Source organism: Acinetobacter genomosp. 33YU, assembly GCF_001990725.1.
Taxonomy (GTDB): Bacteria; Pseudomonadota; Gammaproteobacteria; order Pseudomonadales; family Moraxellaceae; genus Acinetobacter; species Acinetobacter seifertii.
Genome location: NZ_LFZQ01000009.1, coordinates 379,889 through 403,473, shown reverse-complemented (window position 1 = coordinate 403,473; position 23,585 = coordinate 379,889). Strand labels below are relative to the sequence as shown.

The 23,585-nt window shown below is 39.9% G+C and carries 21 protein-coding genes; 12 read left to right on the top strand and 9 right to left on the bottom strand.

Going from position 1 to position 23,585, the window contains the following annotated elements; all coding sequences use genetic code 11:
- The first annotated feature begins 314 nt into the window (after nt 1-314).
- A complete protein-coding gene (gene aciT / locus AC056_RS12255) occupies nt 315-650 on the top strand; it encodes a ciprofloxacin tolerance protein AciT (protein WP_004704819.1) in 336 nt (111 codons plus the stop codon).
- Nucleotides 651-903: 253 nt separating this feature from the next.
- Nucleotides 904-1,383 carry a hypothetical protein gene (locus AC056_RS12250; RefSeq protein ID WP_019458571.1) on the top strand — a complete coding sequence of 160 codons (480 nt, stop codon included), beginning with the start codon at nt 904-906 and terminating at the stop codon, nt 1,381-1,383.
- A 39-nt stretch (nt 1,384-1,422) separates the two neighbouring features.
- On the opposite strand, the gene dtd is transcribed toward AC056_RS12250, so the two are convergent.
- A complete protein-coding gene (gene dtd / locus AC056_RS12245) occupies nt 1,423-1,866 on the bottom strand; it encodes a D-aminoacyl-tRNA deacylase (RefSeq protein WP_004704823.1) in 444 nt (147 codons plus the stop codon).
- 168 nt (nt 1,867-2,034) lie between these two features.
- Between dtd and pncB the strand changes: the two genes are divergently transcribed.
- The 6 genes from pncB (at nt 2,035) to AC056_RS12215 (ending at nt 8,513) form a co-directional block, all read left to right on the top strand.
- Nucleotides 2,035-3,249 (top strand): nicotinate phosphoribosyltransferase, encoded by a 1,215-nt coding sequence (pncB, locus tag AC056_RS12240; protein WP_077163750.1) that lies wholly within the window; start codon nt 2,035-2,037, stop codon nt 3,247-3,249.
- Between the two features lie 150 nt (nt 3,250-3,399).
- The gene (locus tag AC056_RS12235) at nt 3,400-4,248 is read left to right on the top strand and encodes a sulfurtransferase (RefSeq protein ID WP_077163749.1); all 849 of its coding nucleotides are present in this window, start codon (nt 3,400-3,402) and stop codon (nt 4,246-4,248) included.
- Nucleotides 4,245-5,096: an archaetidylserine decarboxylase gene (gene asd, locus AC056_RS12230; protein WP_077163748.1), complete on the top strand. Its 852-nt coding sequence runs from the start codon at nt 4,245-4,247 to the stop codon at nt 5,094-5,096. The genes AC056_RS12235 and asd overlap by 4 nt, the downstream gene beginning before the upstream one ends.
- A gap of 410 nt (nt 5,097-5,506) precedes the next feature.
- On the top strand, nt 5,507-6,727 hold the full coding sequence (locus tag AC056_RS12225) for an acetamidase/formamidase family protein (RefSeq protein WP_077163747.1): 1,221 nt from the start codon (nt 5,507-5,509) through the stop codon (nt 6,725-6,727).
- A 130-nt stretch (nt 6,728-6,857) separates the two neighbouring features.
- Nucleotides 6,858-7,277: a hypothetical protein gene (locus AC056_RS12220; protein ID WP_039252386.1), complete on the top strand. Its 420-nt coding sequence runs from the start codon at nt 6,858-6,860 to the stop codon at nt 7,275-7,277.
- Between the two features lie 39 nt (nt 7,278-7,316).
- Entirely contained in the window at nt 7,317-8,513 is a 1,197-nt protein-coding gene (locus AC056_RS12215) for an alpha/beta fold hydrolase (RefSeq protein WP_139344654.1), read from the top strand.
- Between the two features lie 67 nt (nt 8,514-8,580).
- On the opposite strand, the gene phoR is transcribed toward AC056_RS12215, so the two are convergent.
- The 3 genes from phoR to AC056_RS12200 all read right to left on the bottom strand — a co-directional run bounded on the left by phoR (nt 8,581) and on the right by AC056_RS12200 (nt 11,586).
- Complete coding sequence (phoR, locus tag AC056_RS12210) at nt 8,581-9,939, bottom strand: phosphate regulon sensor histidine kinase PhoR (RefSeq protein ID WP_049066296.1); 1,359 nt, start codon at nt 9,937-9,939, stop codon at nt 8,581-8,583.
- A gap of 9 nt (nt 9,940-9,948) precedes the next feature.
- Nucleotides 9,949-10,659 carry a phosphate regulon transcriptional regulator PhoB gene (gene phoB, locus AC056_RS12205; RefSeq protein WP_000650776.1) on the bottom strand — a complete coding sequence of 237 codons (711 nt, stop codon included), beginning with the start codon at nt 10,657-10,659 and terminating at the stop codon, nt 9,949-9,951.
- A 255-nt stretch (nt 10,660-10,914) separates the two neighbouring features.
- A complete protein-coding gene (locus tag AC056_RS12200) occupies nt 10,915-11,586 on the bottom strand; it encodes a TetR/AcrR family transcriptional regulator (protein ID WP_077163746.1) in 672 nt (223 codons plus the stop codon).
- A 194-nt stretch (nt 11,587-11,780) separates the two neighbouring features.
- On the opposite strand from AC056_RS12200, the gene AC056_RS12195 reads away from it, so the two are divergent.
- The gene (locus tag AC056_RS12195) at nt 11,781-12,614 is read left to right on the top strand and encodes an SDR family NAD(P)-dependent oxidoreductase (RefSeq protein WP_004704843.1); all 834 of its coding nucleotides are present in this window, start codon (nt 11,781-11,783) and stop codon (nt 12,612-12,614) included.
- Nucleotides 12,615-12,670: 56 nt separating this feature from the next.
- On the opposite strand, the gene AC056_RS12190 is transcribed toward AC056_RS12195, so the two are convergent.
- The 5 genes from AC056_RS12190 to AC056_RS12170 form a co-directional block, all read right to left on the bottom strand.
- Nucleotides 12,671-14,038: an MATE family efflux transporter gene (locus AC056_RS12190; protein WP_200027013.1), complete on the bottom strand. Its 1,368-nt coding sequence runs from the start codon at nt 14,036-14,038 to the stop codon at nt 12,671-12,673.
- Between the two features lie 105 nt (nt 14,039-14,143).
- Nucleotides 14,144-15,298, bottom strand: coding sequence for a pyridoxal phosphate-dependent aminotransferase (locus AC056_RS12185; protein WP_077163744.1), 1,155 nt, complete (start codon nt 15,296-15,298; stop codon nt 14,144-14,146).
- A gap of 27 nt (nt 15,299-15,325) precedes the next feature.
- Nucleotides 15,326-16,636: a DUF445 domain-containing protein gene (locus AC056_RS12180; RefSeq protein WP_019458561.1), complete on the bottom strand. Its 1,311-nt coding sequence runs from the start codon at nt 16,634-16,636 to the stop codon at nt 15,326-15,328.
- 13 nt (nt 16,637-16,649) lie between these two features.
- Complete coding sequence (locus AC056_RS12175; RefSeq protein WP_004704850.1) at nt 16,650-17,213, bottom strand: CC0125/CC1285 family lipoprotein; 564 nt, start codon at nt 17,211-17,213, stop codon at nt 16,650-16,652.
- Between the two features lie 60 nt (nt 17,214-17,273).
- Nucleotides 17,274-17,813, bottom strand: a complete 540-nt coding sequence (locus AC056_RS12170) for a DUF924 family protein (protein WP_004704852.1) — start codon at nt 17,811-17,813, stop codon at nt 17,274-17,276.
- Nucleotides 17,814-17,981: 168 nt separating this feature from the next.
- On the opposite strand from AC056_RS12170, the gene gshA reads away from it, so the two are divergent.
- The 3 genes from gshA to AC056_RS12155 all read left to right on the top strand — a co-directional run bounded on the left by gshA (nt 17,982) and on the right by AC056_RS12155 (nt 23,583).
- A complete protein-coding gene (gene gshA / locus AC056_RS12165) occupies nt 17,982-19,559 on the top strand; it encodes a glutamate--cysteine ligase (protein WP_077163743.1) in 1,578 nt (525 codons plus the stop codon).
- 14 nt (nt 19,560-19,573) lie between these two features.
- A complete protein-coding gene (locus AC056_RS12160) occupies nt 19,574-20,089 on the top strand; it encodes a disulfide bond formation protein B (protein ID WP_077163742.1) in 516 nt (171 codons plus the stop codon).
- Nucleotides 20,090-20,256: 167 nt separating this feature from the next.
- Entirely contained in the window at nt 20,257-23,583 is a 3,327-nt protein-coding gene (locus AC056_RS12155; RefSeq protein WP_139344653.1) for a type VI secretion system Vgr family protein, read from the top strand.
- Nucleotides 23,584-23,585: the final 2 nt, after the last annotated feature.

The window sequence follows — 23,585 nt, the reverse complement described above, 5'->3', positions numbered from 1 at the left end:
AGAAAAAAGGCAATAAAAAAAACTGAAAAAAACTTATTTTCAGGCAAAAAAACAGCATAGTTTTTTGTAATGACACGCCAGAATTGATGCCATATAGGACGTAGAACTTTTTGAAATTTAGAAAAATGTAATGACAAAAGAATGTTGCGACAAAGTGTGTCGCATCGACAAATAACAGGTCTTTTTTTCTAAAAAAAAACATCCATAATGCTTTCTAAGCTTCAACACAAATCATGAATTAAAGTTGTTTTTGGAATGAGGTCTGAAGTTCAGACCGAATGTTTTTAGACGTTTTCATTAAGACGGAGGTTTCTATGGTAACAGCGAATTTTGCCGCTATCGCCGGATTCAGCTTAATTGCTGTCGCGCTTGTTGCTGTTTTCTTTTCTCCTTACCGTCGTTGGCTTGGTTTTATGCTTGCAGGGATGTTTTTTTGGGGGCTATTGGAAGTGGTCCGTTTTGGAGTTCAAGTCACTTTTGAAATGCCAGTCACATATAGTTATTTAACTGCACTAAGTCTAGCGATGGTAATGGTCACATTTGTTTTATTACGTGAGGATAAACAGGCACAAAAGGCTTTGGCAAATCGCCAATATATAGAACATACGCCAGTATATGAAGATGACCAACAGCAATGTTCTAGCCGATAATTAAAGTATTATCTAACGCTAAAAAGGTATGCACAGCATGCCTTTTTTATTTACGAAAACATGATTTTTATTATACAAAGCATTTATTAAAAAATAGCCAGTTATGCTACGATAGCGTAGTCTGTTGACGTTTCATATATAGATTGCGTTGCCAATTAGAATATCATCAGTCGATGCACAAAACAGTCAAAGGGAAGCCCTTGTCGAGTTTTGCCCCAAGATTTTCATAAAAATACAATAGGCGTGAATGTTCATGAAACTTTCTTCTATACCTGTAGTTAAGTTACCACTTGTTGATGTTAGTACAGACCCGTTAGATTTATTGGTAGCAGGTTTGGCACTTCGTATGAAACAGTTGGCACGTACAAGTCCTAAGTTTATTGAACTAGTTCATGACCGTGCATTCCGTATTCAAATTGGTACTGATTTAGGTGTTGCTCGCCAAATTATTATTAATCATGGTCACATCGACACAGTCGCGGGTTCACCTGAAAAAGCTGACTTTATTTTGCAATTTGCAGATAGTGAACAAGGTGTAAAAACATTATTAAAAGGCGACCCAACTGCATTTATGACAGGTATGCAAAACGGTAGCATTAAAATGGAAGGCGATTTCAGCTTACTTGTTTGGTTTAACCAAGCAGCTAAACTCATTCCACCTAAGTTACCAAAACCAGTAAAAGAGAAAGTACGTCAGGCACGTGCTTTTATTAAAGAAAAAACTGGTCGTTAAGATCTAATAAAAAACTCCCAATCGGGAGTTTTTTTATATTTATGCTTCAACTTCCAGATTGAAAGTGACTGGCCCATCATTTATGAGATGTACTTTCATGTCGGCTGCAAAAATGCCTGTTTGAACTTCTTGAAACTGTGAACGGGTATATTCAACCAACTGTTCATAGAGTGCTTTTGCATCGCTCGGTGGCATAGCTGGACCAAAGTCGGGACGTAAACCTTTTTGGGTTTGAGCCATCAGGGTGAATTGAGAAACAAGCAGAATCCCACCATTTGCCTGAGAGACGTTCCAGCCCATTTTGCCTTGTTCATCATCAAAGATACGATATTTCAAAATTTTATCGATAAGCTTTTGACCCATGGCGAAGGTATCATCTCGGCCTATTCCTAAAAAAACCAATAAGCCATGCTGGATTTCGCCGGTCGTTTCACCGTCTACGACCACTTTAGCTTCAAGAACTCGTTGTATTAAAGCGCGCATTGTTAGAGAGGGTTTCTGCAATTGTTTGAATTGATGCAGTTTAGCAGAAATTAATTTAAATGATTTTTAAAAGGAAATTTCATGGAGTTGCAACAATGGTATAAAAGCCCATAATTCATCTATAAAAATATGCTTTAATGCAAAGAAGCAAGCGAATAATCATTGACTATGTCTCCAATTATCCATTCTTTACTTGATACAGACTTGTACAAATTTACGATGCTACAAGTGGTTTTGCACAAATTTCCGCAAACTCATAGCGTCTATCATTTTCGTTGCAGAAACTTAGAAGATACTGTTTATCCATTAGTGGATATTTTGGATGACTTAAATGAGCAACTCGATCATTTATGTAATCTCAAATATAAAGAAGACGAATTGCAATACTTAAGAAAATTGCGTTTTATTAAAAGTGATTTTGTCGATTATTTAGAATTATTCCAACTCAAACGTCGTTTTATTCAAGCCAGTATAGATGCCGAAGGCCGTCTAGATATTCGTATTGAGGGGCCAATGGTTCAGGCCATGATGTTCGAGATTTTTGTGCTGGCGATTGTAAACGAGTTATATTTTAGCCGCATTCGAACAGATGAAGTTTGGGCCGAGGGCGAACGCCGTTTAAAAGCAAAACTCGAATTAATTCAGCAATACGAAAAATCTCAACAGCCGAATGATCCTCCATTTTTAGTTTCTGACTTTGGTACTCGCCGTCGCTATAGCTTTGAATGGCAAAAACATGTCGTGGCTGCATTTCATAAAACTGTCCCACATGTGTTTCGTGGTACAAGTAATGTCTTGCTTGCTAAAGAATTAAATATCACGCCAATTGGAACTATGGCACATGAATTCCTACAAGCGTTTCAGGCCCTTGATGTGCGCTTACGTGACTTTCAAAAAGCTGCTTTAGAAACATGGGTACAGGAGTACCGTGGAGACTTAGGGATTGCTTTGACTGATGTTGTTGGAATGGATGCTTTCCTCAGAGATTTTGACCTGTATTTTGCTAAACTATTTGATGGCTTACGTCACGACAGTGGTGACCCATATGAGTGGGGCGATAAAGCCTACGCGCATTATCGTAAGTTAAAAATTGATACTAAAACCAAAATGCTCACCTTTAGTGATGGACTCAATTTGCCAAAGGCATGGGAGCTTCACCAATACTTTAAAGATCGTTTTCAGGTAAGTTTCGGTATTGGAACCAATTTGACCAACGATATGGGGCAAACAGCGCTCAATATTGTGTTGAAACTGGTTGAGTGTAACGGTCAGTCGGTTGCCAAAATTTCGGATAGTCCAGGAAAGACCATGACCGACAACGATACGTTCTTGGCCTATTTGCGTCAGGTTTTCCAAATTGAAGAGCTTGATGAAGCTATTTAATGACAATGTCGTTTGACGACTTGGCAAAGACTCAGTGCTTAAGAATGTTTATATCTGATTTTTTGCTAAACGGTAGCAGAAAATCAGAGTTTGATAGATATAAGCTTATGCTAAGATGAAATTAAGCTGGTATAAAAAGTAACCATGACGATGACCCCTCCTGATTTTAAACTTGATTTACTCATAGAAGCCGAAGAGCTAGTGCCTTATTTAGGCAATGAATATATCCGTATTGTGGATTTGAGCCGTGCATCTGTTTATGAGCAACTTCATATTCCGCATGCAATTCATTTACAGCCTAAATGGTTGGTGGCTCAACATGAAGAAGCCACTGGCATCTTGCCTGATGAATCGGGTTTACAAGCCCTGATTGAAAAATTGAATATTTCACCAAATCATCACGTTGTGGTCTATGACGATGAAGGTGGGGCATGGGCTGGGCGTTTAATCTGGAATTTACATTGCTTAGGATTTACGCGTACCAGTTTAATTAATGGCGGTATTCATGCATGGTTAGGAGCAGGCTTACCCACAACGGCAGAAGTCGAAAAAGTTTCTCCTGTTACCGATTTAATTCAAATTGATTTATCGCATGCTGCTCAGTACCGAGTGAACTATGAGGAACTAAGAAAGCAAGTCGAGCAAGAAAATATTCAGTTATGGGACTGTAGAACAATTGATGAATATAGTGGTATCCGCTTAGCAGCGCGACGCGGTGGTCACATTCCAAATGCCCTTCATTTTGAGTGGAGTACTGCACTTAATCGTCAAAATCATCTAAAATTGCATCCGCTTGAACGCACGCGGCAGCGCCTTGAACAACTTGGGTTTGATTTACAGCAACCTGTAGTCGTGTACTGCCAGTCACATCACCGTTCTGGTTTGGCCTACATTTTGGCTAGACTTTTGGGTTGGGAAGCAAAAGCCTATGATGGTGCGTGGAGTGAATGGGGCAATCGCCTCGATAGTCCTATTATTACTGGAGAATCACCGTCGTGAGTTTCACATCTCGATTAAAAAAAGAATTATTTATTAAGGCACAAAATCTTGTTCCTCAACATCAATTGAGCCGTGTAGTGGGTAAAGTTGCTGCGAGTGAAAATCCAGTTATAAAAACTGCTGTTATTCAAGCATTTAAAACTAAGTATGGGATTGATTTATCGATTGCTGAACAAGGCAATGCACTGAAATATAAATCTTTTAATGATTTCTTTACTCGTGCATTGAAAGATGGCGTACGTTTGATCGACGAAAATGCAGATAGCATTGTTTCACCAGCAGATGGCGCTATTTCACAAATTGGTAAAATTACTGCTGGCGAAGTTTTTCAGGCAAAAGGCCAAAGCTTCTCTGTAGAGAAACTCATTGGCGACCCACAACTTGCTCAACCTTTCCAAGAAGGTGAGTTTGCAACAGTTTACCTCTCACCACGCGACTATCACCGTGTTCATATGCCATTTGCAGGTACATTAACTGAAACGTTGTATGTACCGGGTGAGCTATTTTCAGTAAATCAGGTGACCGCTGAAAATGTACCGGGATTATTTGCCCGTAATGAACGCATGGTGTGTTTGTTTGATACTGAGCTTGGACGTATGGCTGTTGTTTTAGTCGGCGCTATGATTGTTGCTGGTATTGAAACTGTAGCAACAGGCAAGGTAAAGCCTTCAGGTCGTATCGAATTACAACATCATCAGTTAAATCTAGAAAAAGGTGCTGAGCTTGGCCGTTTTTATTTAGGTTCTACTGCGGTTATCTTATTTGAAAAAGATAAGGTCGAGTGGGAAAAGCGTTTTAAAGCTGAGTCTGTTGTTGTGATGGGCGAGCGTATGGGTCATACAGTTTAATAAGCTATATAACTTATATAAAATATGAACCCTGAATAAAGTTATTCAGGGTTTTTAAATTTAAGTAATGTAAAAATATAATATATTATTATGTTCTTGTTTATATTATTTTGAAATAATATTATTAAGTGGTCTAAATTAGGACATTATATGCACTAGATATATTTATGTATGATTGAAATGATCAAGAATATTTAACGTTAGTAAATAGAAATGAAAATAGATATTTGATTTAGACTTAAGTCGTACTTTTAATTTTATTTGAAGATAAGTGTTTAAATCTAAAAAATTATTTATTTTTTTATAAACATTAAGTTCCTTTTACATATTATAAAAAATTAGCTTTGGCATAATGTTTGCTAACTATTCAGGACTTTACTCTAACTTTCATATATTTAGGTTCTGAAATCATGTTAAATGTTAAACAGCTGACAGCTTCGGTTTTATCTGTACTTTGCATTTCACTCACTCATGCAGATGATTTTAAAGTTTTAAACCAAATTTCAAAACAGCCTACTCAAATTCAAACTGGAGAATATAAAGGTAATTATTATGTTCCTTCTACTTTAAATACGATTACATGGGGATATTTACCAAATCGAGATGCTAAACCTGTGCTTACTGTTCCGTCGGGTAGTGTTGTAACGTTTGATACGGTTTCTCATGAAGGTTTGCTTGAAGACCAAGGGCGTAACGCTGAAAAGTTCTTTAAATCGAAAGGTGTAAAATCTAATGAAATATTGGTAGAAGCAAAAACAATTACGCAGTCAAATTTAAAGCATGATTTTCATAAAGATGGCCCACATATTGTGACAGGTCCTGTCGCAATTGAAGGCGCACAGCCTGGCGATATTTTAAAAGTTGAAGTACTTAAAGTTGAGCCGCGTGTACCTTACGGTGTTATTTCAAATCGACATGGTAAAGGTGCTTTAGTCGGTGAGTTTCCTAAGAAAGTAAAGCAAGAAAATGCATCGGCTGAGCATCCTGAACGCTATGGAAATGTATCGATTTTCACCCCAATTGAAAAAAATGCTAAAGGTGAGTACGAAGGTGTATTAAAAACAGAATCGGGTAAATCAATACGTTTCCCGCTGTATCCTTTTATGGGAATTATGGGGGTAGCAGCCAATACGTCTGAGCCTGTTCACTCTGTACCACCTGCAATGTATGGCGGAAATATTGATATTAATGAACTAGGTGCAGGCTCAACAGCCTATTATCCTGTTCAGGTCAAAGGCGCATTATTCTATACGGGTGATAGCCATTTCGCGCAAGGGGATGGTGAAGTCGCATTAACTGCACTCGAAGCTTCAGCACGTGCAACACTAAAATTTACCTTGCTTAAAGCTGGTAAAGACAAAATACCAGGCAAGGAGCTAAAACAACCTTTAGCTGAAAATGCTGAGTTTTGGATTACGCCGGGACTTGACGAAGATCTAGATGAGGCGATGAGGAAATCTACACGTGAAGCCATCCGTTTCTTAAACCAAGAATATGGTATTGATGAAGCGACGGCATATGCGTATTTAAGTGCTGCAACAGATTTTGAAGTTTCACAAGTTGTAGATAAAACTAAAGGTATTCACGCAAAAATCAGAAAAGCTGATTTTAAAGAGTTTGAGAGCAAATAATTATATGATCTGTGCTTGGTATTTAATATTTTAAATATCAAGCTAAATCTCATTTTAACTATTAATAAGTTTTATATATTTTATAGTTGAGTATAATAAGTCTCACATATATTTATTACTATAAAATCTAATGAACTTACTTCCGAACGTCTCACTATATCTTGCTGCGGTATTAACATTCTGCGCTGCATTACTTCATTTTATTTGTGTGTTCTGGGGAGCAAATGGTTTTCGGTTTTTAGGGGCTGGAAAAAGTATTGTCCAGATGGTTGAAAGAGGTGATTGGTATCCGAATTTTATGGCAATTTCGGTTGGTTTTATTCTTTGTATTTTTTCTTTTTATGCTTTTTGTGCAGCAAGTGGCTTTATCAGTTTGCCGTTTGAAAAAATTATTATTTCTCTCGTTGCGATTATATTTATTTTGCGTGGTTTGGCATTTCCGTGGTTAAAGGCTAGATTTAGTGGGAATAGTGATCTATTTTGGTATATAAGTTCTTTCATTTGCCTCTTGTTGGGTTCGTTATATGCAATAGGGGCATATTTTTTATAAGTTCAACTTGAATTGATTAGAAAGTAGAGGAGTAATCCCTTGATTAAAAAAAGTAATTCGTTTTTTAAAATTTTATTTAGTAGTGCTTGTTTAGTGTCTGGCTCTGCTATGGCTGCGTCAATTACAGATTTGAACAAGCAAATTGTGAACGATAAACCAGGTTCAATACTGTCTATAGCACAGCAAGATGTAACGAATTTATTTCCTCACGCCGATCAGCGTTTGTTAATAAATTATCGTAGTCGAGGTGTGAACGGTGAACCTATCGTTACCTCAGCATTTATTCTACTACCTAAAGGAACACCGCCCAAAAATGGCTGGCCTATACTTGCTTGGGCACATGGTACGACAGGAGTTGCTGACACCTGCGCACCTTCGGGTGACTATGTAGGTGGCCCAGTTCATTCATATCAAGAAGTTGCTTCTAAAGCTTTAGATAGTTGGCTTGCACGAGGCTATGCAGTTGTTGCACCTGATTATCAAGGTTTAGGTACACCGGGTGGGCATCCTTATATGAATGCAAAAAGCCAACTGCATACGGTGGTCGATGCCGTAAGAGCATTACATGTGCTGAAGCCAAAAGATTTCAATAAACAGTGGTTAGTCATGGGACATAGCCAAGGCGGGGCTGCGGCAATTGCAGTATCTGCTTATGGCCAAAAAGATGCGCCTGAACTGGATTTAAAAGGAGCGATTGCGCTTGCGCCAGGTGGTTATCAATATGAAGGTATTGCAGAATATGTGAAAACTAATCCGAACCCAGAACCTAGTGTGGCTGCTTTTTTCCCGATTGTATTATTGGGCGCACAAGCAGCTGAACCAAGTATTGTTCCTGAAAACTTAGTCAGTCCAGAAATGAACGCTGTGCTGACCCAAGGACGTAGCCGCTGTTTATCTGAACTTCAATCTGATTTGAAGAAATCTCCTTCGAGCATATTTAAAGCTGATGCGGATTTAAAACCTCTTTTGGCTTATCTAAAACAGCAGTCCATTGACAATATGGTGCCGACTGTACCGTTAATGATCGTGCAGGGTTCTAAAGACCATTTAGTTGACCCGAGAGGAACATATGCTTATTACCAACAGCTGTGTAAATTAAAAAAACCAACCATATATCAAACGATTGATGGCGGAGATCATCGTGATGCACTGCGTCAAAGTAATACTTTTGCTACCAACTTCTTAAACGTTATACAGAAAAACCAAAGTAAGTCGTATTGCTCGACTTCTAAATAGACAGAGTATGATTTTCACAAAAAAGCCGACTTTTTATGAGTCGACTTTTTATATATGAGGGGTAATTTTAGGTCATGTTATATAGTCTTTCTTTTGGAAAAACTGCGGTAAATGTTGACCCTTCATTTTCTTTAGATTGCACGTCTAAATAAGCGCCGTGTTGCATCAGCACGTGTTTTACAATCGCCAAACCTAAACCCGTTCCACCTGTTTGACGACTACGGTCGCTATCTACACGGTAAAAGCGCTCAGTCAGCCGCGGCAAATGTTTTGGGTTAATTCCGATGCCCGTGTCTTGTACGCTAAAGTAAGCATGTTCACCATCGTCGTGCCAACCAATGGTAATCGTTCCACCTTTTGGTGTGTACTTAATGGCATTGGTAATTAAATTACTAAATGCACTAGCAATTTCCATGTCTGAACCAATGAGGTCACAGTGGCTATCAATATGTAAATTGAGCGTGTGTCCATAATCGGCATTGTAAGCCTGAGCATCATCAAAGAGTTGATTCATTAAACTCGGCATTTCAATAATCTGATTTTTTGCAATTTTTTTGTTGTTTTCTAAATTCGATAACAGCAATAAATCATTCACTAACGCATTCATACGTTTGGTTTGTGATTGCATTTGGTCAAATGCACGTTTCCAGCGTGGGCTAATATCTTCTTGATCGGTAAATGTTTCGATGTAGCCACTGAGTACAGTTAATGGAGTACGTAGTTCATGCGAAATATTGTCGACGAAGTCTTTACGCATTTGCTCAAGGTTATGCATACGAGTCACGTCATAAGCGACAAGTAAGCGGCTTTCACCACCAAACCGTGTGAGTTTGACTTGCACATAACGATCATCATCAAAGTTGGAATGTAGCTTAATGCCGTCAGGTGCCTGATCAATGTTGTTAAAATATTCAATAAAAGTAGGCTGGCGCAAAATCGTTAATAAGTTGCGACCACGGTCGAGTGGGCTAATACCCAATAAACGCTCTGCGGCAGGGTTCCACCATTCAATTTGATGTTGATCATCAATGAGTACAACGGCTTCAGCTAGCGCAACTAAAGAGGATTGAGCGCGGTCAATCAGCCCAACCATTTCGGCTTGAACAATACGTTCCTGACGCTGAGCACGATACACATTAAACAATAGTGCCCCCCAAATACCACTTAAGTTGGGAGGAACATCGTAAGGATTGTTGGCAATCCAATCATTGACCAAATATAAAGAACGTAACTGGAGTGCAAAAAACACCACGAAGGCGATAAAAATACAGCTCCAGAAATACCCAACCCCTAAACCGACTAAACCCGCAATAATCAGGAAAAATAATAAAAGCCGTAAATCTTGTTTAGCGAACGTCCATAAACTACTGTAACGAGAAAGTTTTTGTTCACGTACCTGTTCAGGGACGGGGTAGGGTTCATACATAAATTTTGGTTAACCTGCGGCTAAATCTGCACGTGTTGAGAAACGATAACCTGTACCACGTACTGTCTGAACAAATCGGTCAACACCAAAAGGTTCTAAGACTTTACGCAAACGACGAATATGTACATCGATGGTACGATCTTCAATGTATACATTACCGCCCCATACCTGATCGAGCAACTGTGCACGTGTATATGCACGCTCTGGATGGGTCATAAAAAACGCAAGCAAGCGATATTCAGTTGGTCCCATATCTAAAATGCTGTTACCAAAGCTTACACGCTGGCTTACAGGATCAAGAATTAAACCATTGGCATCAATCGTTTTTTCACCGCTTAATGCATTTGCACGGCGTAGAACTGCTTTAATACGAGAAACCAGCTCACGTGTTGAAAATGGCTTAGTCATATAGTCGTCTGCACCAGCATCTAGACCTTGTACTTTGTGGTCTTCTTCTCCGCGAGCGGTGAGCATAATGACTGGAATTTCTGCTAAGTTTTCATCGCGTTTTAAGCGGCGGCATAAGTCGACACCACTCACCCCTCCAGGTAACATCCAATCGAGCAAGATAAGCGCCGGACGTTGGTCGACGATAATTTGATGAGCCTGTTTAGCATCTTCAGCCTGTAAACATTGAAAGCCTGCCATGTCCAAAGAAGTATGGATCATTTCACGAATAGGAAGCTCATCATCGACAATTAAAATGTAGTCATCTTTCACAGCGTAATACCTTGTAGATTTTAACGGTGAACCGTTTTGTAGTTATGACAGGCTTATTACAAAGATTAATTATGACAATTTCATTGCAGAAAAGTCTATAAAATCGAATTTAGCAATAATTTGTGACAAAAATACGGCAAGCACATGACCGAATGATGACAGGAAAACATAAATTTTCTTAAAATCATTCAATGTGTTACCAGTTTGCTTTCCAATAGGTTTCTTTGGTCAAAGTCGTGTCAAAAAACTTTAATATTATTTTGAAACTTGTGCCAATAAAGATAAGAAAACAATACGGCAAGCTGTCAAAACTTGCTCTAGAGACTGCTCAAAGCCTCCCATCACCCACCGAATCGCAATTTGTGTCACGTATCCGTTTAAGCCAGTTGCGATTAAAGATAGCTCATTTTCATGATGTTGAATTTGCGGCATGGTCAGCATAACGAAAGCTTGAATCATACGGTCAAACTGAGCAAGTGTTTCCTGAATGGTGGCCTGATTATGTAATTCTTGAACAAGAACTGCATCAACATAGATGATACGAGCTAGTCTTGGATCGTCTTTTAAGGTTGTCAGCAGTGCTCTTAAACCCGCATCGACCATTTTTTCTGGATCTGGCGCAGCTTTAATAACAGCCTGCATTAAGTTTTGTTGTAACTCTTCAATCATTTTTAAAAAGATAGTTTGAAATAAATCCTCACTCTTTTTAAAAGATTCATAAAAATAGCGCTCGGTGAGTTTTGCTTCTTGGCAAACATCTTTTACCGTCACTGAAAAAAAGCCGAGAGTTCCATAAGTTGCAATACCTGCTTCAATCAGTTTTTCGCGGCGTGCCTCTTTACGCTCAGTAAGAGATAACCCTTTGAACTGACGTTCTTTACTCACAGTTTTTGTTTTCTTTTTACTGGTTGAGTTGTTTGTCGCCATAAAAAATGGTTTCCTGATTTATCTGTTTTTCGGCAAATATGGGCCTATGATAAAGCCGTCAGCAGAATTGTGCCAATCTATCTGAAATTACAGTGTACTATATTGACAATGAATATTGTCAAAATTATATTAAAAGAGTCTAAAGTGCACATGCAATGAACCGATTGTGCAAATCGAAAAACAAAGGATGGACAATGAAAAATTTTAAAAACAAAGTCGCTGCAATTACGGGCGCAGGTTCTGGCATTGGGCAACAACTAGCAATTCTCTTGGCAAAACAAGGCTGCCATCTTTCTTTGAGTGATATTAATGAAAAGGGCTTAGAGAAAACTGTTGAGCTCTTAAAACCCTACAGCAACATTAGCGTAACAACTAAAAAGCTGGATGTTTCTGACCGAGAAGCTGTAAAACAGTGGGCACAGGAAACTGTGCAAGATCATGGTTCTGTTAATCTCATTTTTAACAATGCCGGGGTTGCCTTAGGTTCAACTGTAGAAGGCGCGACCTATGAAGATTTAGAGTGGATCGTTGGAATTAACTTCTGGGGTGTGGTTTACGGTACTAAAGAATTTTTACCGTTTATTAAGCAAACTCAAGATGGTCATATTATTAATATTTCGAGCTTATTTGGTTTAACTGCTCAACCTACTCAGTCTGGCTATAATGCCACTAAATTTGCGGTGCGTGGTTTTACCGAGTCATTACGCCAAGAGCTAGATATTGAAAAATGTGGCGTAAGCTCGTTGTGTGTACATCCGGGTGGTATCCGCACCAATATTGCTAAAGCTGCAAAAATGAGCGATAGCTTGAACACTTTGGGTATGGATCCGACAAAATCGATTCAAAATTTTGACAAGTTATTGCGTACCCCACCAGAAGAGGCTGCTCGTCAAATTTTGGATGCAGTTTTGAAAAATAAGCGCCGTTTACTGATTGGTAGTGATGCAAAAATTCTAGACGCATTCCAACGTTTATTCCCGACAGGATACCAACGTGCTTCAACCATTGTGACCAAATTAATGAAATAACTTTTAATGTAAAAAAGCCATCATTTGATGGCTTTTTTTATAAGGCTTAATTCATTCTAAATAAGAACTTTGATCTTCTTTTTCTTCCAAATAAACTGATAATACAAGCCTTGAACAATACAGAGGCTGACAAATGCCAAGGCATAAGCAAACCAAATCCCTTTAAGTCCCCACATTGAGCTAAACCAGTAAGCACATGGAATTTCAATAAATAAAATAGCTGATATGTTTAATAGCATTGGGGCTGTTACGGTACCACTGGCACGCATGATGGATGCAAAAATGGCACCTGCACCAAAGAACAAAATTGCCCAAAGTACAATAAATAAAAGTTGCTGCCCTAACACCACCACAGTTGGGTCGGTAATGAATAAAGCCATTAAATATTTTGAAAATAGATAGCCCAGTGCGATTAGGGTACCTGTAAATAAAAAGTTCATACCTAGAGCCGTGCGGGTAACACGTGCAAGTAGGTCTGATTTACCTGCACCAATGGCTTGTGCTGCAAAAATTGAAGCTGCAATTGAGATTGATAAAGCAGGAAACTGAATATAGTTGAGTACTTGGTTCACAGCACCATATGCAGCTGTCGCATGAGCGCCAAAACGGTTGACTAAACCTACAATCACAAGTCCAGCCATAGAGGTGGTAATCATTTGAATACCAGTTGGCACACCTAGGCGCAAAATGATTTTGCTTAAGTCTGGGTTATGACGAATATGCTGCAAAAGTTGGCGGTTCGGTCGAAGCGGATGCTTTTTTTTGTTTAGGTAAATCGCCAGAAAAATTAGGATAGCCACATACCCTGTAATGGTGGCAATTGCTGGAGCAATAATTCCCAGAGCAGGAAAACCAAAATAACCCTTAAGCAAAATAGGGGTAATGACTAAACCAATCACACTGGTTAAAGCAAGAGCTAGTAAAGGTGTCGTACTGTCACCTACACCACGTAAAATAGAGGTATAGATAATATAGACAAATAGGAGTGGACTACCTGCCAACATCCATTGCACATAAGGCAACGAGAGATGCATAACCTTTGGGTCGGTGCCTAAAAGTTCTAAAATATCGTGGGCAAAAAACACACCAATAATTGCAGTAATGATACCGCCAATAATGGTCATAAACAGAGTAGACCCTACGACACTTTGAACTTTTTCAATATTCTGCGCACCCCATGCTTGCCCGACTAAAATAGTCGTACCAGTTGAAATTCCGATAATAAAAGCGAGCAATAAGAATAAAATAGGGAAAAAAACCGAGACGGCAGCAATTGCATCGACCCCCATCATTTGGCCAACAAAAATGGTGTTAATGGTGCCAGACAAGTTCTGCAAAATATTGGTTGCAATGAGTGGTAATAAGAAAACAAAAAATGTTTTCCATAGATTTTGCTGATGAATTAAAGACTGTCTTGGTGGCATGTATTCTCCATCGCCCATCTCTTTGATGAGCGGGGCAGATATTCAACTTAGCATATTTAGAGGAAATTTCTTGTAGTGTTTTGCTATGCTAAGTTTCTAAATTTATTAACATTCATTCAAGATTTCTCCTGCTTTTTGCAATGTTTCATCATTTTTAGCAAAGCAGAAACGAATGAGGCGTAAAGACTCAGGCGCTTGTTGGTAAAACACCGAAACTGGAATAGCCACAATTTTATGTTGCTCGGCAAGAAACTGGCACATTTCAACATCGTTTAAATCGGGTCTAATCTGGCTGTAGTCAAGGTTTTGGAAATAAGTGCCTTGAGATGGCTTAAGTAAAAAACGGCTATTGTGAATTGCCTGATTAAATCGATCCCGCTTAGTTTGATAAAACTGTGAAAGTTCCCGAATATGTTCCGGATGCTGTTGCATATATTGCGCTAGGGCAATCTGACAAGGTGTCGTGCCACAGAAATTCGCATATTGGTAAATCTGACGGAATAAACGCATTAATTCGGGTGAAGCCACACAGTAACCTGTTTTCCAACCTGTCACATGAAAGGTTTTCCCAAAAGAACCAATCACAAAACTACGTTCTCTAAGCTCTGGAAAATGCAACGCACTAAAGTGTTGCTGACCGTCAAAAACTAAGTGTTCATACACTTCATCAGATAAAACCACAATATTTTTATCTCGAATCAGTTCAATAAGCTCTAACCAGTCCTGTTTTTCCCATATGGTGCCAGTTGGATTGTGGGGCGTGTTCACCACAATCATACGGGTTTTGTCATTAATCAAATCTTTAACTTGCTGCCAGTCAACCTTAAAGTCAGGTGCTTGCAGGGCAATACGAACAGCTTTGCCACCTGCTAGCTGAACAGAAGGGCTGTAGCTGTCATAACTCGGGTCAAAAATAATGACTTCATCACCTGCATTAATACATGCCTGTATGGCACAGAAAATAGCGATGGTCGCGCCAGGTGTAATCGTGATTTGTGTGACAGGATCAAGTTGAAGTTGGTCGCGCTGTTGAAACTGTAAAGCAAGCTGTTCACGCAGAGCGAGAATGCCATCACCTGGTGGGTATTGATTATGTCCAGCCAAAGTTGCCTGTGAGAGGGCTTCTAACAAAGCAGGAGGTGCAGGAAAGTCAGGGAAACCTTGTGAAAGGTTAAGTGCACCCAAACGCTGTGCCATGGCCGTCATGGTACTAAAAATAGTGACCCCTTGTGCGGGCAATTTTGACTGAAGCTGTAGCATGTTGTTCTCTTAAAGAAATGATTAGGGTTATAAAATCGATTCAATTGCTGCGCGGATTACACCTAGAGTTAAACCGATAAATGCGCCAACTACAACGCCGTTTACGCGAATCATGTGTAAGTCGCCACCGACTTCATTTTCAATTTTTCCAATCATTTCACGTGAGTCCCATTCATGAATGCGTTCACTCACATAGCGTATGATTTTATGGCTATATTGATCGGTAAAAGTCAGTGCAAGCCCTGTCATTTCTTTGTTGAGAACTTCACGTACTTTGGTATTTTGAACAAGGTTTTCACCGAGTTGCTGGATTGCTGCACGTAGGTTCATTGCAATGCCAGAGTCTTCTTTCATTAAATCTTCTTTAATGGCATCACATAAAATTGTGACAGCACCGCTAATGAAGTTCAGGACTTGAGGACTATCTAACAGTGCATCTTTACCGCTATTTAGACGTTGGCTCGCAACACTATCTGGTTTTGCCAGCTCAAGCATGAGAGAGTGAGCAACAGTTTCAATTTCTTGCCGCCATGGGTGTTCAGGGTCAGCTAGCATTGATTCTACTTTTTCAATCAATGAGTCGATGGTGCGCTGCTGAACATCAATACCAATCCAGCTTGCACCCTTTGCCAGTGACCAGACTCCCAGCGCTTTAAACATTTTTCGGGTCAATTCACGAGTTTTATCAGGGTTTTGTACGACCCACTCATGCGCGATATCGAGACCACGCTGCAATACGTCTTGGTGGAAGTCATTTTCCAAGACCGCACGTAACATTTCACTGGCAAGTTTATTGACTTGCGTATTGCGTACCCATTGCACGCTGTTGTTTTGCACGAAATTAGCAATTTGCTCTTGGCTCACAAACTCAAAAATTTTCGGTACCGTTTGTTGAATGAGCTGTACCACTTGTGTGTTGTTTTGTGGGCTTGCTAGCCATTGTCCAATGGCGAGGCTTAGGTCAGTTTTTTCTAAGCTTCGTTCAACCACTTGAGGTGACAGGAAGTTTTCCTGCACAAATCGGCCCATTGACTCTGCAATACGAGCCTTATTGCGCGGAATAATTTCGGTATGATCGCGCAAAAATTTAGGGATAGGAAGCTTACCAAATGGGTTTCGAAACAGAACGGTAATGGCATACCAGTCTGCAAGTCCACCGACTACGCCAGCTTCCGCACCTAACATTAAAATATGAATTAAGTTTGTGTACTCTGGCAAAAAGCGATTGGCAACCAATAAGCCAATCCACAACACTACAACAATAACCAGCGCCATCGTCGCAAAGTATTTGCTGCGCTTCAGATTGGGTGCATGGTGTACTTCTTCTGCCATATTCATACGGTCATCCTATTCATTTTTGTTTTACTGGCGGCTCAGGCGGTGGCAACAACTCTCCTGTCGGACTTAAACCATATTTTTGTCCGATAGATTTGAGAATTAATGTTGCATCAAAAGCGTCTTGCGGAGCCTGCTTTTGATCCCGATAACATTCAATAGTATACGACACTTGAACAGGGTCGATATTGACCACTTGTGGGAAATCATAGAACGGATCATGCCAGAAACCCGGATAACGACGCCCATAACCATACGGATAAAAACTCGGTGCAGCTGGATAAACCACAGCCTGACGAGGTGGTTTTTGGCTTTGATTACTTGGGTCATTTTGTACTTTAAAAAAGCGGAAGCCTTTTTGTACAGTCGTTTGTGCTGATTTCACCAAGGTAATTTCTTCAGCTGTACCATAGCTCATGTTTGAGTCAGCTTGGAAGCTGATTCGGAACGTTTGTGCATTTAACGGATAGGCTGAAAACTGGCCAAGTTGATCGAAAGTTTTTGGTTTGCTAGGTATGGTAGAACAAGCACCTAGAGTTAAGGCAGTGCCTAAAGCTAAACAAAGAGAGAGATATTTCATGGTGAACTCCCAGCTGAGCATGGAAGAATGGATAACTCAGCATTAAAAAATAGAGCAGTCTTAAAAACTGCTGTTCGGTTCTAATAAAAATTCGGTTTCCTCTGGTGTCGAAACACGTCCGAGGATTGCATTGCGATGAGGATAACGTCCAAAGCGATCAATAATCACTTTATGTTTTTTCTCAAAGCTTAAATTAATTTCATTGCCTAGGCGTTGAAATAACTTTAAAGCAAACTCATGGATCAATTTTGATTCACTATGCATAAATGGCATATACAAAAATGAGCGTTGGTCAGGATTAAGCTGTGCATCGAGTTGCAAGCTAATTGCTTCTTGTGACAAAGCTAAAGCGAGGCTGTCATAAGCAAAAGATTCAGGTTGATCACGATAAATGTTGCGAGAAAACTGATCTAGCACAATAATCTCTGCAAGACGACCTTCTGCTGTTTTTCGCCAAGACCAAAGTTCTGCTTGAGTCGCCTGACGATGAATGTCTGCAAATTGATCACGGATTTTTTTGTCAAAATCATCACTTTTTGCAAACCAAAGTGAACGGTGTTCAGGTGAAAACCAGAAGTTTAAAATGTCTTGATCGTTCATGATATTGACAACTCTTTAGCAATTATTCTTCAATAAAATCACAATTCTTTCGTGTCTTAAATAACAAGATTGTGATAAAAATTGCCAAACTGAAATGATGTGATCATATCAACATCCATATCATGTCACGATTTTGTATATAGTGATCTTTTATAAGCGAGCAAATGCATGAGTCAACCCACTACACCATCTCAATCAGTTATTCCTGCTTGGGTGGATTCGTCGCTATTACAAGGCATGTTACGTGGAATAGAACGTGAAAGCCTACGTATGCAAAGTAATGGGTTCTTATCACAAGAGTTACATCCAAAGGCATTAGGTTCAGCTTTAACACATCCAAAAATTACGACTGACTATTCAGAAGCGTTAATGGAGTTTATTACTTCACCACAGCCAACCATTGGTGATGCCTTGCATGAACTCACCGATATTCATGCGGTTGTACACCGTCATTTAGAAAATGGTGAAAAGCTCTGGCCGTTGTCTATGCCATGTATGCTAGATGACAACGAAGAACGAATTCGTTTAGCTCAATACGGTACTTCTAATATTGGTCGCTTTAAAACGCTTTATCGCCGTGGTTTGGGGATCCGTTATGGTCGCCGTATGCAGACGATTTCGGGTGTACACTATAATTTATCTTTTCCAGATTCTCTTTTTTCTGCTTTGCAGGCACATGAAACTGACGAAAAATTAAAATCACTCAGTCTGCAAGATTATCGTAGTCACCGTTATTTTGGACTTATTCGTAACTTTATTCGTTTAACACCACTGGTAATGTTCCTAGTCGGGGCGAGTCCATCAGTTTGTCGTTGTTTTTTGACTGGGCATCAACATCATTTGTTGCCTTTAATCAAAGGGTCATACTATTTGCCGTATGCTACAGCACTCCGTATGGGACGTTTAGGCTACCAAAACTCGGCACAAAAAAGTTTAGGTATTCACTACAACAACCTATCTGGTTATCTGGCTGGTTTACAAAAAGCAGTACATTCTCCTTACCCGCCATTTAGCCGTTTAGGGTTAAATGATGCCTCTGGTGAACCGTTGCAAATTAATGACCATGTTTTACAAATCGAGAATGAATATTACAGTCTCGTGCGTCCAAAACAGGTACCGCATGCGGGTGAAACACCATCTCAAGCCTTGCAAAATCGAGGCGTGGGTTACGTTGAACTCCGTGCGGTAGATGTAAATCCATATTCACCAATTGGTGTAAATGAAACAACGGCTGGTTTCCTTGAGGCATTGGCGCTTTATTGCTTACTCAGTGATAGCCCAGAGTTGTTGTGTCCTGAGCAAGATTTGATTGAGAAGAACCAGACAGAAGTGGTTAACCGTGGTCGAGCGCCAAACGCAACCATTACTGATTTAAACGGGTCTTATCATATTGAGGACTGGGCACGTCAGCATATTTCGAATATGCAGGTTTGTGCCAAGTTACTCGATCAGACCTATGCGACAAATCTGTACAGCTCGGCTTTGACCGTAATGCAAGAACGCATTGATGAAGTAGATGAAACATTATCTGCACATGTGATTGATGACACGTTAAAGCATGGTGGAACTTGGAGCTTTGGCAGTCATATGGCACAGATGCATGCTGAAAGTTATGAAAAGCATGAAATCAGTGCAGAGACTTTACAATATTTTGAACAATTGGCTGCACAATCTTTACAGCAGCAAGAACAACTTGAGCAAGATAGTCAGATCAGTTTTGATCAATATCTTGAACAATATAGATAAAAACGAGGTTTTACATGCGATTAAGTTACCGTTTGGTGAGTGGACTGCTTGTACTGGCAAGCATTGTCGGCATGTCTTTTGCGTTGTATTTGGAACATGTAAAAGGGTTAGAGCCATGTCCGCTCTGTATTTTTCAACGTGTTGGCTTAATGGCAATGGGTTTTGTGGCGCTCATTGCTTTTTTGCATAACCCAGTTTCGAATGCGATTAAACGCTTCTACGCATTTTTAGCAGGCATTGCAATTTTATGGTCTGTAGGCGTGGCAGGCCGTCATGTCTGGATACAACATTTACCACCAGACCAAGTACCAAGCTGTGGACCGGGTTTAAATTACCTGATTGATGCTTTACCGATGAAAGCTGTTTTACAAGAAGTGCTTTCTGGTTCAGGTGAATGTGCTGCTATTGATTGGACCTTTTTAGGTCAGTCTTTGCCAGTTTGGTCATTAGTGTATTTTGTTTTGCTATTACTGGTTTGTTTATGGCAATTATTCCGTTTTTATCCAGTATTTAAGACGCCTAAAAACTAAGTTTAATATGATTAAAAAAAGCCCACCTCAAGTTGGGTTTTTTTTAATCACTTTAGAATAAGTGAGAATATAAGAAAAATTGATAAAAATAACGCATAATTTTATAGACAGATAGTTCTGTTTTTTATAAAGTGCACCCGTTTATATATCCTTACGATTATAAAAAAATGCTTTTTAATATATTTAGTGTCTTGGAAAAAATAGGGCTAAATGCTCAGAAACGTGCTATCCATGTACAGTTCTCTAATGAACTACTCAATAACCAAATATTCTTACAACGTATAGAAGGCCAACATCAGCTGAATGGTGGTCTAATGGCAGAGTTGATCTGTCTTTCAACCAATGCCCAAATTGCATTGAAGCAATTTATTGGTGTGCAAGTCGCTGTTGATCAGGTCACAGATTCGGGACAATTGTTCCGAACAACTGGTATTGTGACTGAAGCCAGCTATGGACAAAGCGATGGTGCTTTAACGCTTTATAAGCTGACTATAGAAGACGCGACAAATTTATGGCACAAACGCCGTAATAGTCGTGTTTTTATGAATAAAAGTATCGTAGAAATTACCGAAGTTTTATTTAAAGAGTGGCAAGAAAAAAGTCCACTGTTTGCTGCGAGTTTAAGTCTAGACTTGGGTGGGTTAAGTCAAAACTATGATATTCGACCTTTCACCATGCAGCACAATGAGTCTGACTATGACTTTCTTACGCGTTTATGGCGAAGTGAAGGCATTAGTTGGCTCATTGATGAGTCAGAGCTTTTTGTCCCTCATTTTACTGCGCCAATACAAGCTCAAAAACTAAGACTCATTGATGACAATAGCCAGTATCAGGCTTTAGAGCGTCGTAGTATTCGCTATCACAGAAGTAGCGCAACCGAATATCAAGATAGTATTACTGGTTTTGTTGCAGTGCGAAGTTTGCAACCGACAGCGGTACATGTACAGCGCTGGCAACCCGATGCCCTTGCACAAGAAGAGGGTAATGGTTCGGTTGTCACCACGCATACACATTCAGACAGCTTTGACTCAGCCAGTTTAAGTCTTGAGCAAGCATGGCACGTAAGCCCCGCTTGGATGCAAGATTTAAAAGGGGAAGATCAGGCAACCGCTTCGGGTAGTAGTCAATTAGAAAAATTAAATCAACACTTCACCGACATGCATGCGAGTCGGGCTAAATACTTTAAAGCCTATAGTAGTGTCCGCGATAGCCAAGTCGGCTATTGGTTTAATCTACGAGAGCACCCTGAAATTGATCAGCATGAAGGGGCAGATCAAGAGTTCCTGATCATTGCTAAAAACTTCTATAACCAAAATAACTTGCCTAAAGATTTACACCAGCAAGTTAGCCAGTTATTAACCCAAAGTCGTTGGGATCAACAGGGCTATGATGATATAGAGCGTCAAGGTAATGAGCTGACTCTAATACGCCGTCAAATCAAAACTGCACCTGAATATAATCCAGAACAGCACCGCCCGATTGCCTACCCACAAAGAGCGAAAGTCGTGGGGCCACAAGGAGAAACCATTCATGTCGATGAATGGGGACGTATTAAGGTACGTTTTCTATTTACCCGTAGTGATGATCATGGCCATGACGGTGGTGCAGGTAGCAATGATAACGATACCGACTCGGCTTGGGTGGATGTACTGACTCCTTGGGCAGGAGAAGGCTATGGCGCACGTTTCTTGCCACGTATTGGTGAAGTGGTTGTCATTGATTTCTTTGACGGCAATATTGACCGTCCATTTGTGACTGGGCGCATCCATGAAGCGCAGCGCTCACCCACCAAGTTCGATGTAAAAGGTCAGCTTCCTGCAACTAAAAAACTGAGTGGGATTCGCAGTCAGGAAATCAACGGTAGCGGTTTTAACCAATTACGCTTTGATGACACAACCGGACAAATTAGTACTCAACTCCAAAGTAGTCATGCGGCAACACAGCTAAATTTAGGTAATTTAAGCCATCCGAAAGAACAAGAGATGAGCCAAGGCCGTGGTGAAGGCTTTGAGTTGAGAACAGACGCTTGGGGAGCTGTGCGTGCGGGCAAAGGCATGCTGATTAGTACCTATGCACAAGAGCAGGCGATTGCCGACCATTTAGAGGCTGCACAAGCACAATCTTTACTTTCACAAGGCTATGAGAGTATGAAAATGCTCAGTGAAGTTGCAGCCAAGCAACAAACTGATGCTTTGAATGTGATTAATCGCTTACCCAAATTCATCCAGTCGCTTGAGCTAAAAACCACAGGTCAGGCATTAAATAGTACGGTGAACTTATTTAAAGAAGGGATTAATAACGACCCTATTCACGCTTTAAAAGACTGTGGCGGCTTTATTCAAGACATTGGTGCACTAGGTGGAAATGCAAAAGGCGTTGTAGATGAATTTAATGCTTTCTTTACCGATGCCAAAGATGCAGTAGAAAATTTAAAAGCGTTCATCGAAAACGTTGAAGAACATGGTGCCGACATCGTTAAAGGTAAGCTTGCAAGCATTAAAGATCGCATTCATAAAAATCCATTTGAGAGTATTAAAGAGGTCGGAAAAGTCTTAGCGAATGTCGAGACTAAAGACTTTGACATGATGAGTGTATGCGGAACTTTTAGTAAAGGCAGTAAATTGGAAGTATCACCTTCTAAAGCATTGAGTTCTTTACAAGGCTTTATGGAGGGTTATACCCAAGGTTTAGAAAGTAGTTCCGATACTAAACAGCAAGAACAAGGCAAAATCTTTAGACAAGCGCTTATGTTATTAGCATCGCCAAATGGCATTGCTTTGACGACACCTGAAAATATTATTTTGCAAGCGTCGCAAGATATTGCTGAAAGTGCCAGCGGTTCAATTAATTTGAGTGCACAAAAAAATATTATTGGGCATGCACAAGACAAAATTAGTTTGTTTGCCGCGCAAAAGGGTTTGCGTGCTTATGCAGCAAAAGGAAAGCTCGAACTACAAGCACAAGATGATGCTATTGAAGCAATTGCCAAGAAGGTCATCAAGCTCATTTCTACTGAAGATAAAATTGAGCTTACGAGTCCAAAAGAAATTGTATTAACGGCAGGTGGGTCACAGCTCAAAATTAATGCCAATGGCGTGTTTTCAACAACAGGCGGTAAGTTTGAAAGTAAAGCTGGGCAGCATTTGTTTACGAGTGGGGCCAAGGTTTCTTATGAGGTTCCTAAGATGCCTAATACACCAAGTTTTAGTAATCGTTTAGATATATATGATCTATTTTGGGAAAGTGACTTTAGTAAGCTTAGCTATAAAGCATTCATTCCAGAGACAAATTCCTTTACTTCAGGGGCTGTAGATGAGCATGGACGTACAGGAAAAATCAGTAGTGCTGATCCAACAAATGTTCAAGTTTTAATTGGTTCTGATGATGAATGGGGGCTATTAATTGATAGCTTTGATGAAGATGACTTTTTAGAAGATCAGAGCATAAATGGTAGTAACTCTGGAATTGATAATAATACTGAAGAGAGGGGCTGAAA

Excerpts from the sequence above, each read along its gene's own strand:
- AC056_RS12170 (WP_004704852.1), bottom strand. The coding sequence starts at position 17,813 with ATGAACGATCAAGACATTTTAAACTTCTGGTTTTCACCTGAACACCGT.
- phoR (WP_049066296.1), bottom strand. The coding sequence starts at position 9,939 with ATGTATGAACCCTACCCCGTCCCTGAACAGGTACGTGAACAAAAACTT.
- AC056_RS12235 (WP_077163749.1), top strand. The coding sequence starts at position 3,400 with ATGACCCCTCCTGATTTTAAACTTGATTTACTCATAGAAGCCGAAGAG.
- AC056_RS12225 (WP_077163747.1), top strand. The coding sequence starts at position 5,507 with ATGTTAAATGTTAAACAGCTGACAGCTTCGGTTTTATCTGTACTTTGC.
- aciT (WP_004704819.1), top strand. The coding sequence starts at position 315 with ATGGTAACAGCGAATTTTGCCGCTATCGCCGGATTCAGCTTAATTGCT.
- AC056_RS12250 (WP_019458571.1), top strand. The coding sequence starts at position 904 with ATGAAACTTTCTTCTATACCTGTAGTTAAGTTACCACTTGTTGATGTT.
- gshA (WP_077163743.1), top strand. The coding sequence starts at position 17,982 with ATGAGTCAACCCACTACACCATCTCAATCAGTTATTCCTGCTTGGGTG.
- AC056_RS12155 (WP_139344653.1), top strand. The coding sequence starts at position 20,257 with ATGCTTTTTAATATATTTAGTGTCTTGGAAAAAATAGGGCTAAATGCT.
- dtd (WP_004704823.1), bottom strand. The coding sequence starts at position 1,866 with ATGCGCGCTTTAATACAACGAGTTCTTGAAGCTAAAGTGGTCGTAGAC.
- AC056_RS12180 (WP_019458561.1), bottom strand. The coding sequence starts at position 16,636 with ATGAATATGGCAGAAGAAGTACACCATGCACCCAATCTGAAGCGCAGC.
- AC056_RS12200 (WP_077163746.1), bottom strand. The coding sequence starts at position 11,586 with ATGGCGACAAACAACTCAACCAGTAAAAAGAAAACAAAAACTGTGAGT.
- AC056_RS12185 (WP_077163744.1), bottom strand. The coding sequence starts at position 15,298 with ATGCTACAGCTTCAGTCAAAATTGCCCGCACAAGGGGTCACTATTTTT.
- AC056_RS12220 (WP_039252386.1), top strand. The coding sequence starts at position 6,858 with ATGAACTTACTTCCGAACGTCTCACTATATCTTGCTGCGGTATTAACA.
- AC056_RS12160 (WP_077163742.1), top strand. The coding sequence starts at position 19,574 with ATGCGATTAAGTTACCGTTTGGTGAGTGGACTGCTTGTACTGGCAAGC.
- pncB (WP_077163750.1), top strand. The coding sequence starts at position 2,035 with ATGTCTCCAATTATCCATTCTTTACTTGATACAGACTTGTACAAATTT.
- AC056_RS12190 (WP_200027013.1), bottom strand. The coding sequence starts at position 14,038 with ATGCCACCAAGACAGTCTTTAATTCATCAGCAAAATCTATGGAAAACA.
- AC056_RS12195 (WP_004704843.1), top strand. The coding sequence starts at position 11,781 with ATGAAAAATTTTAAAAACAAAGTCGCTGCAATTACGGGCGCAGGTTCT.
- AC056_RS12175 (WP_004704850.1), bottom strand. The coding sequence starts at position 17,213 with ATGAAATATCTCTCTCTTTGTTTAGCTTTAGGCACTGCCTTAACTCTA.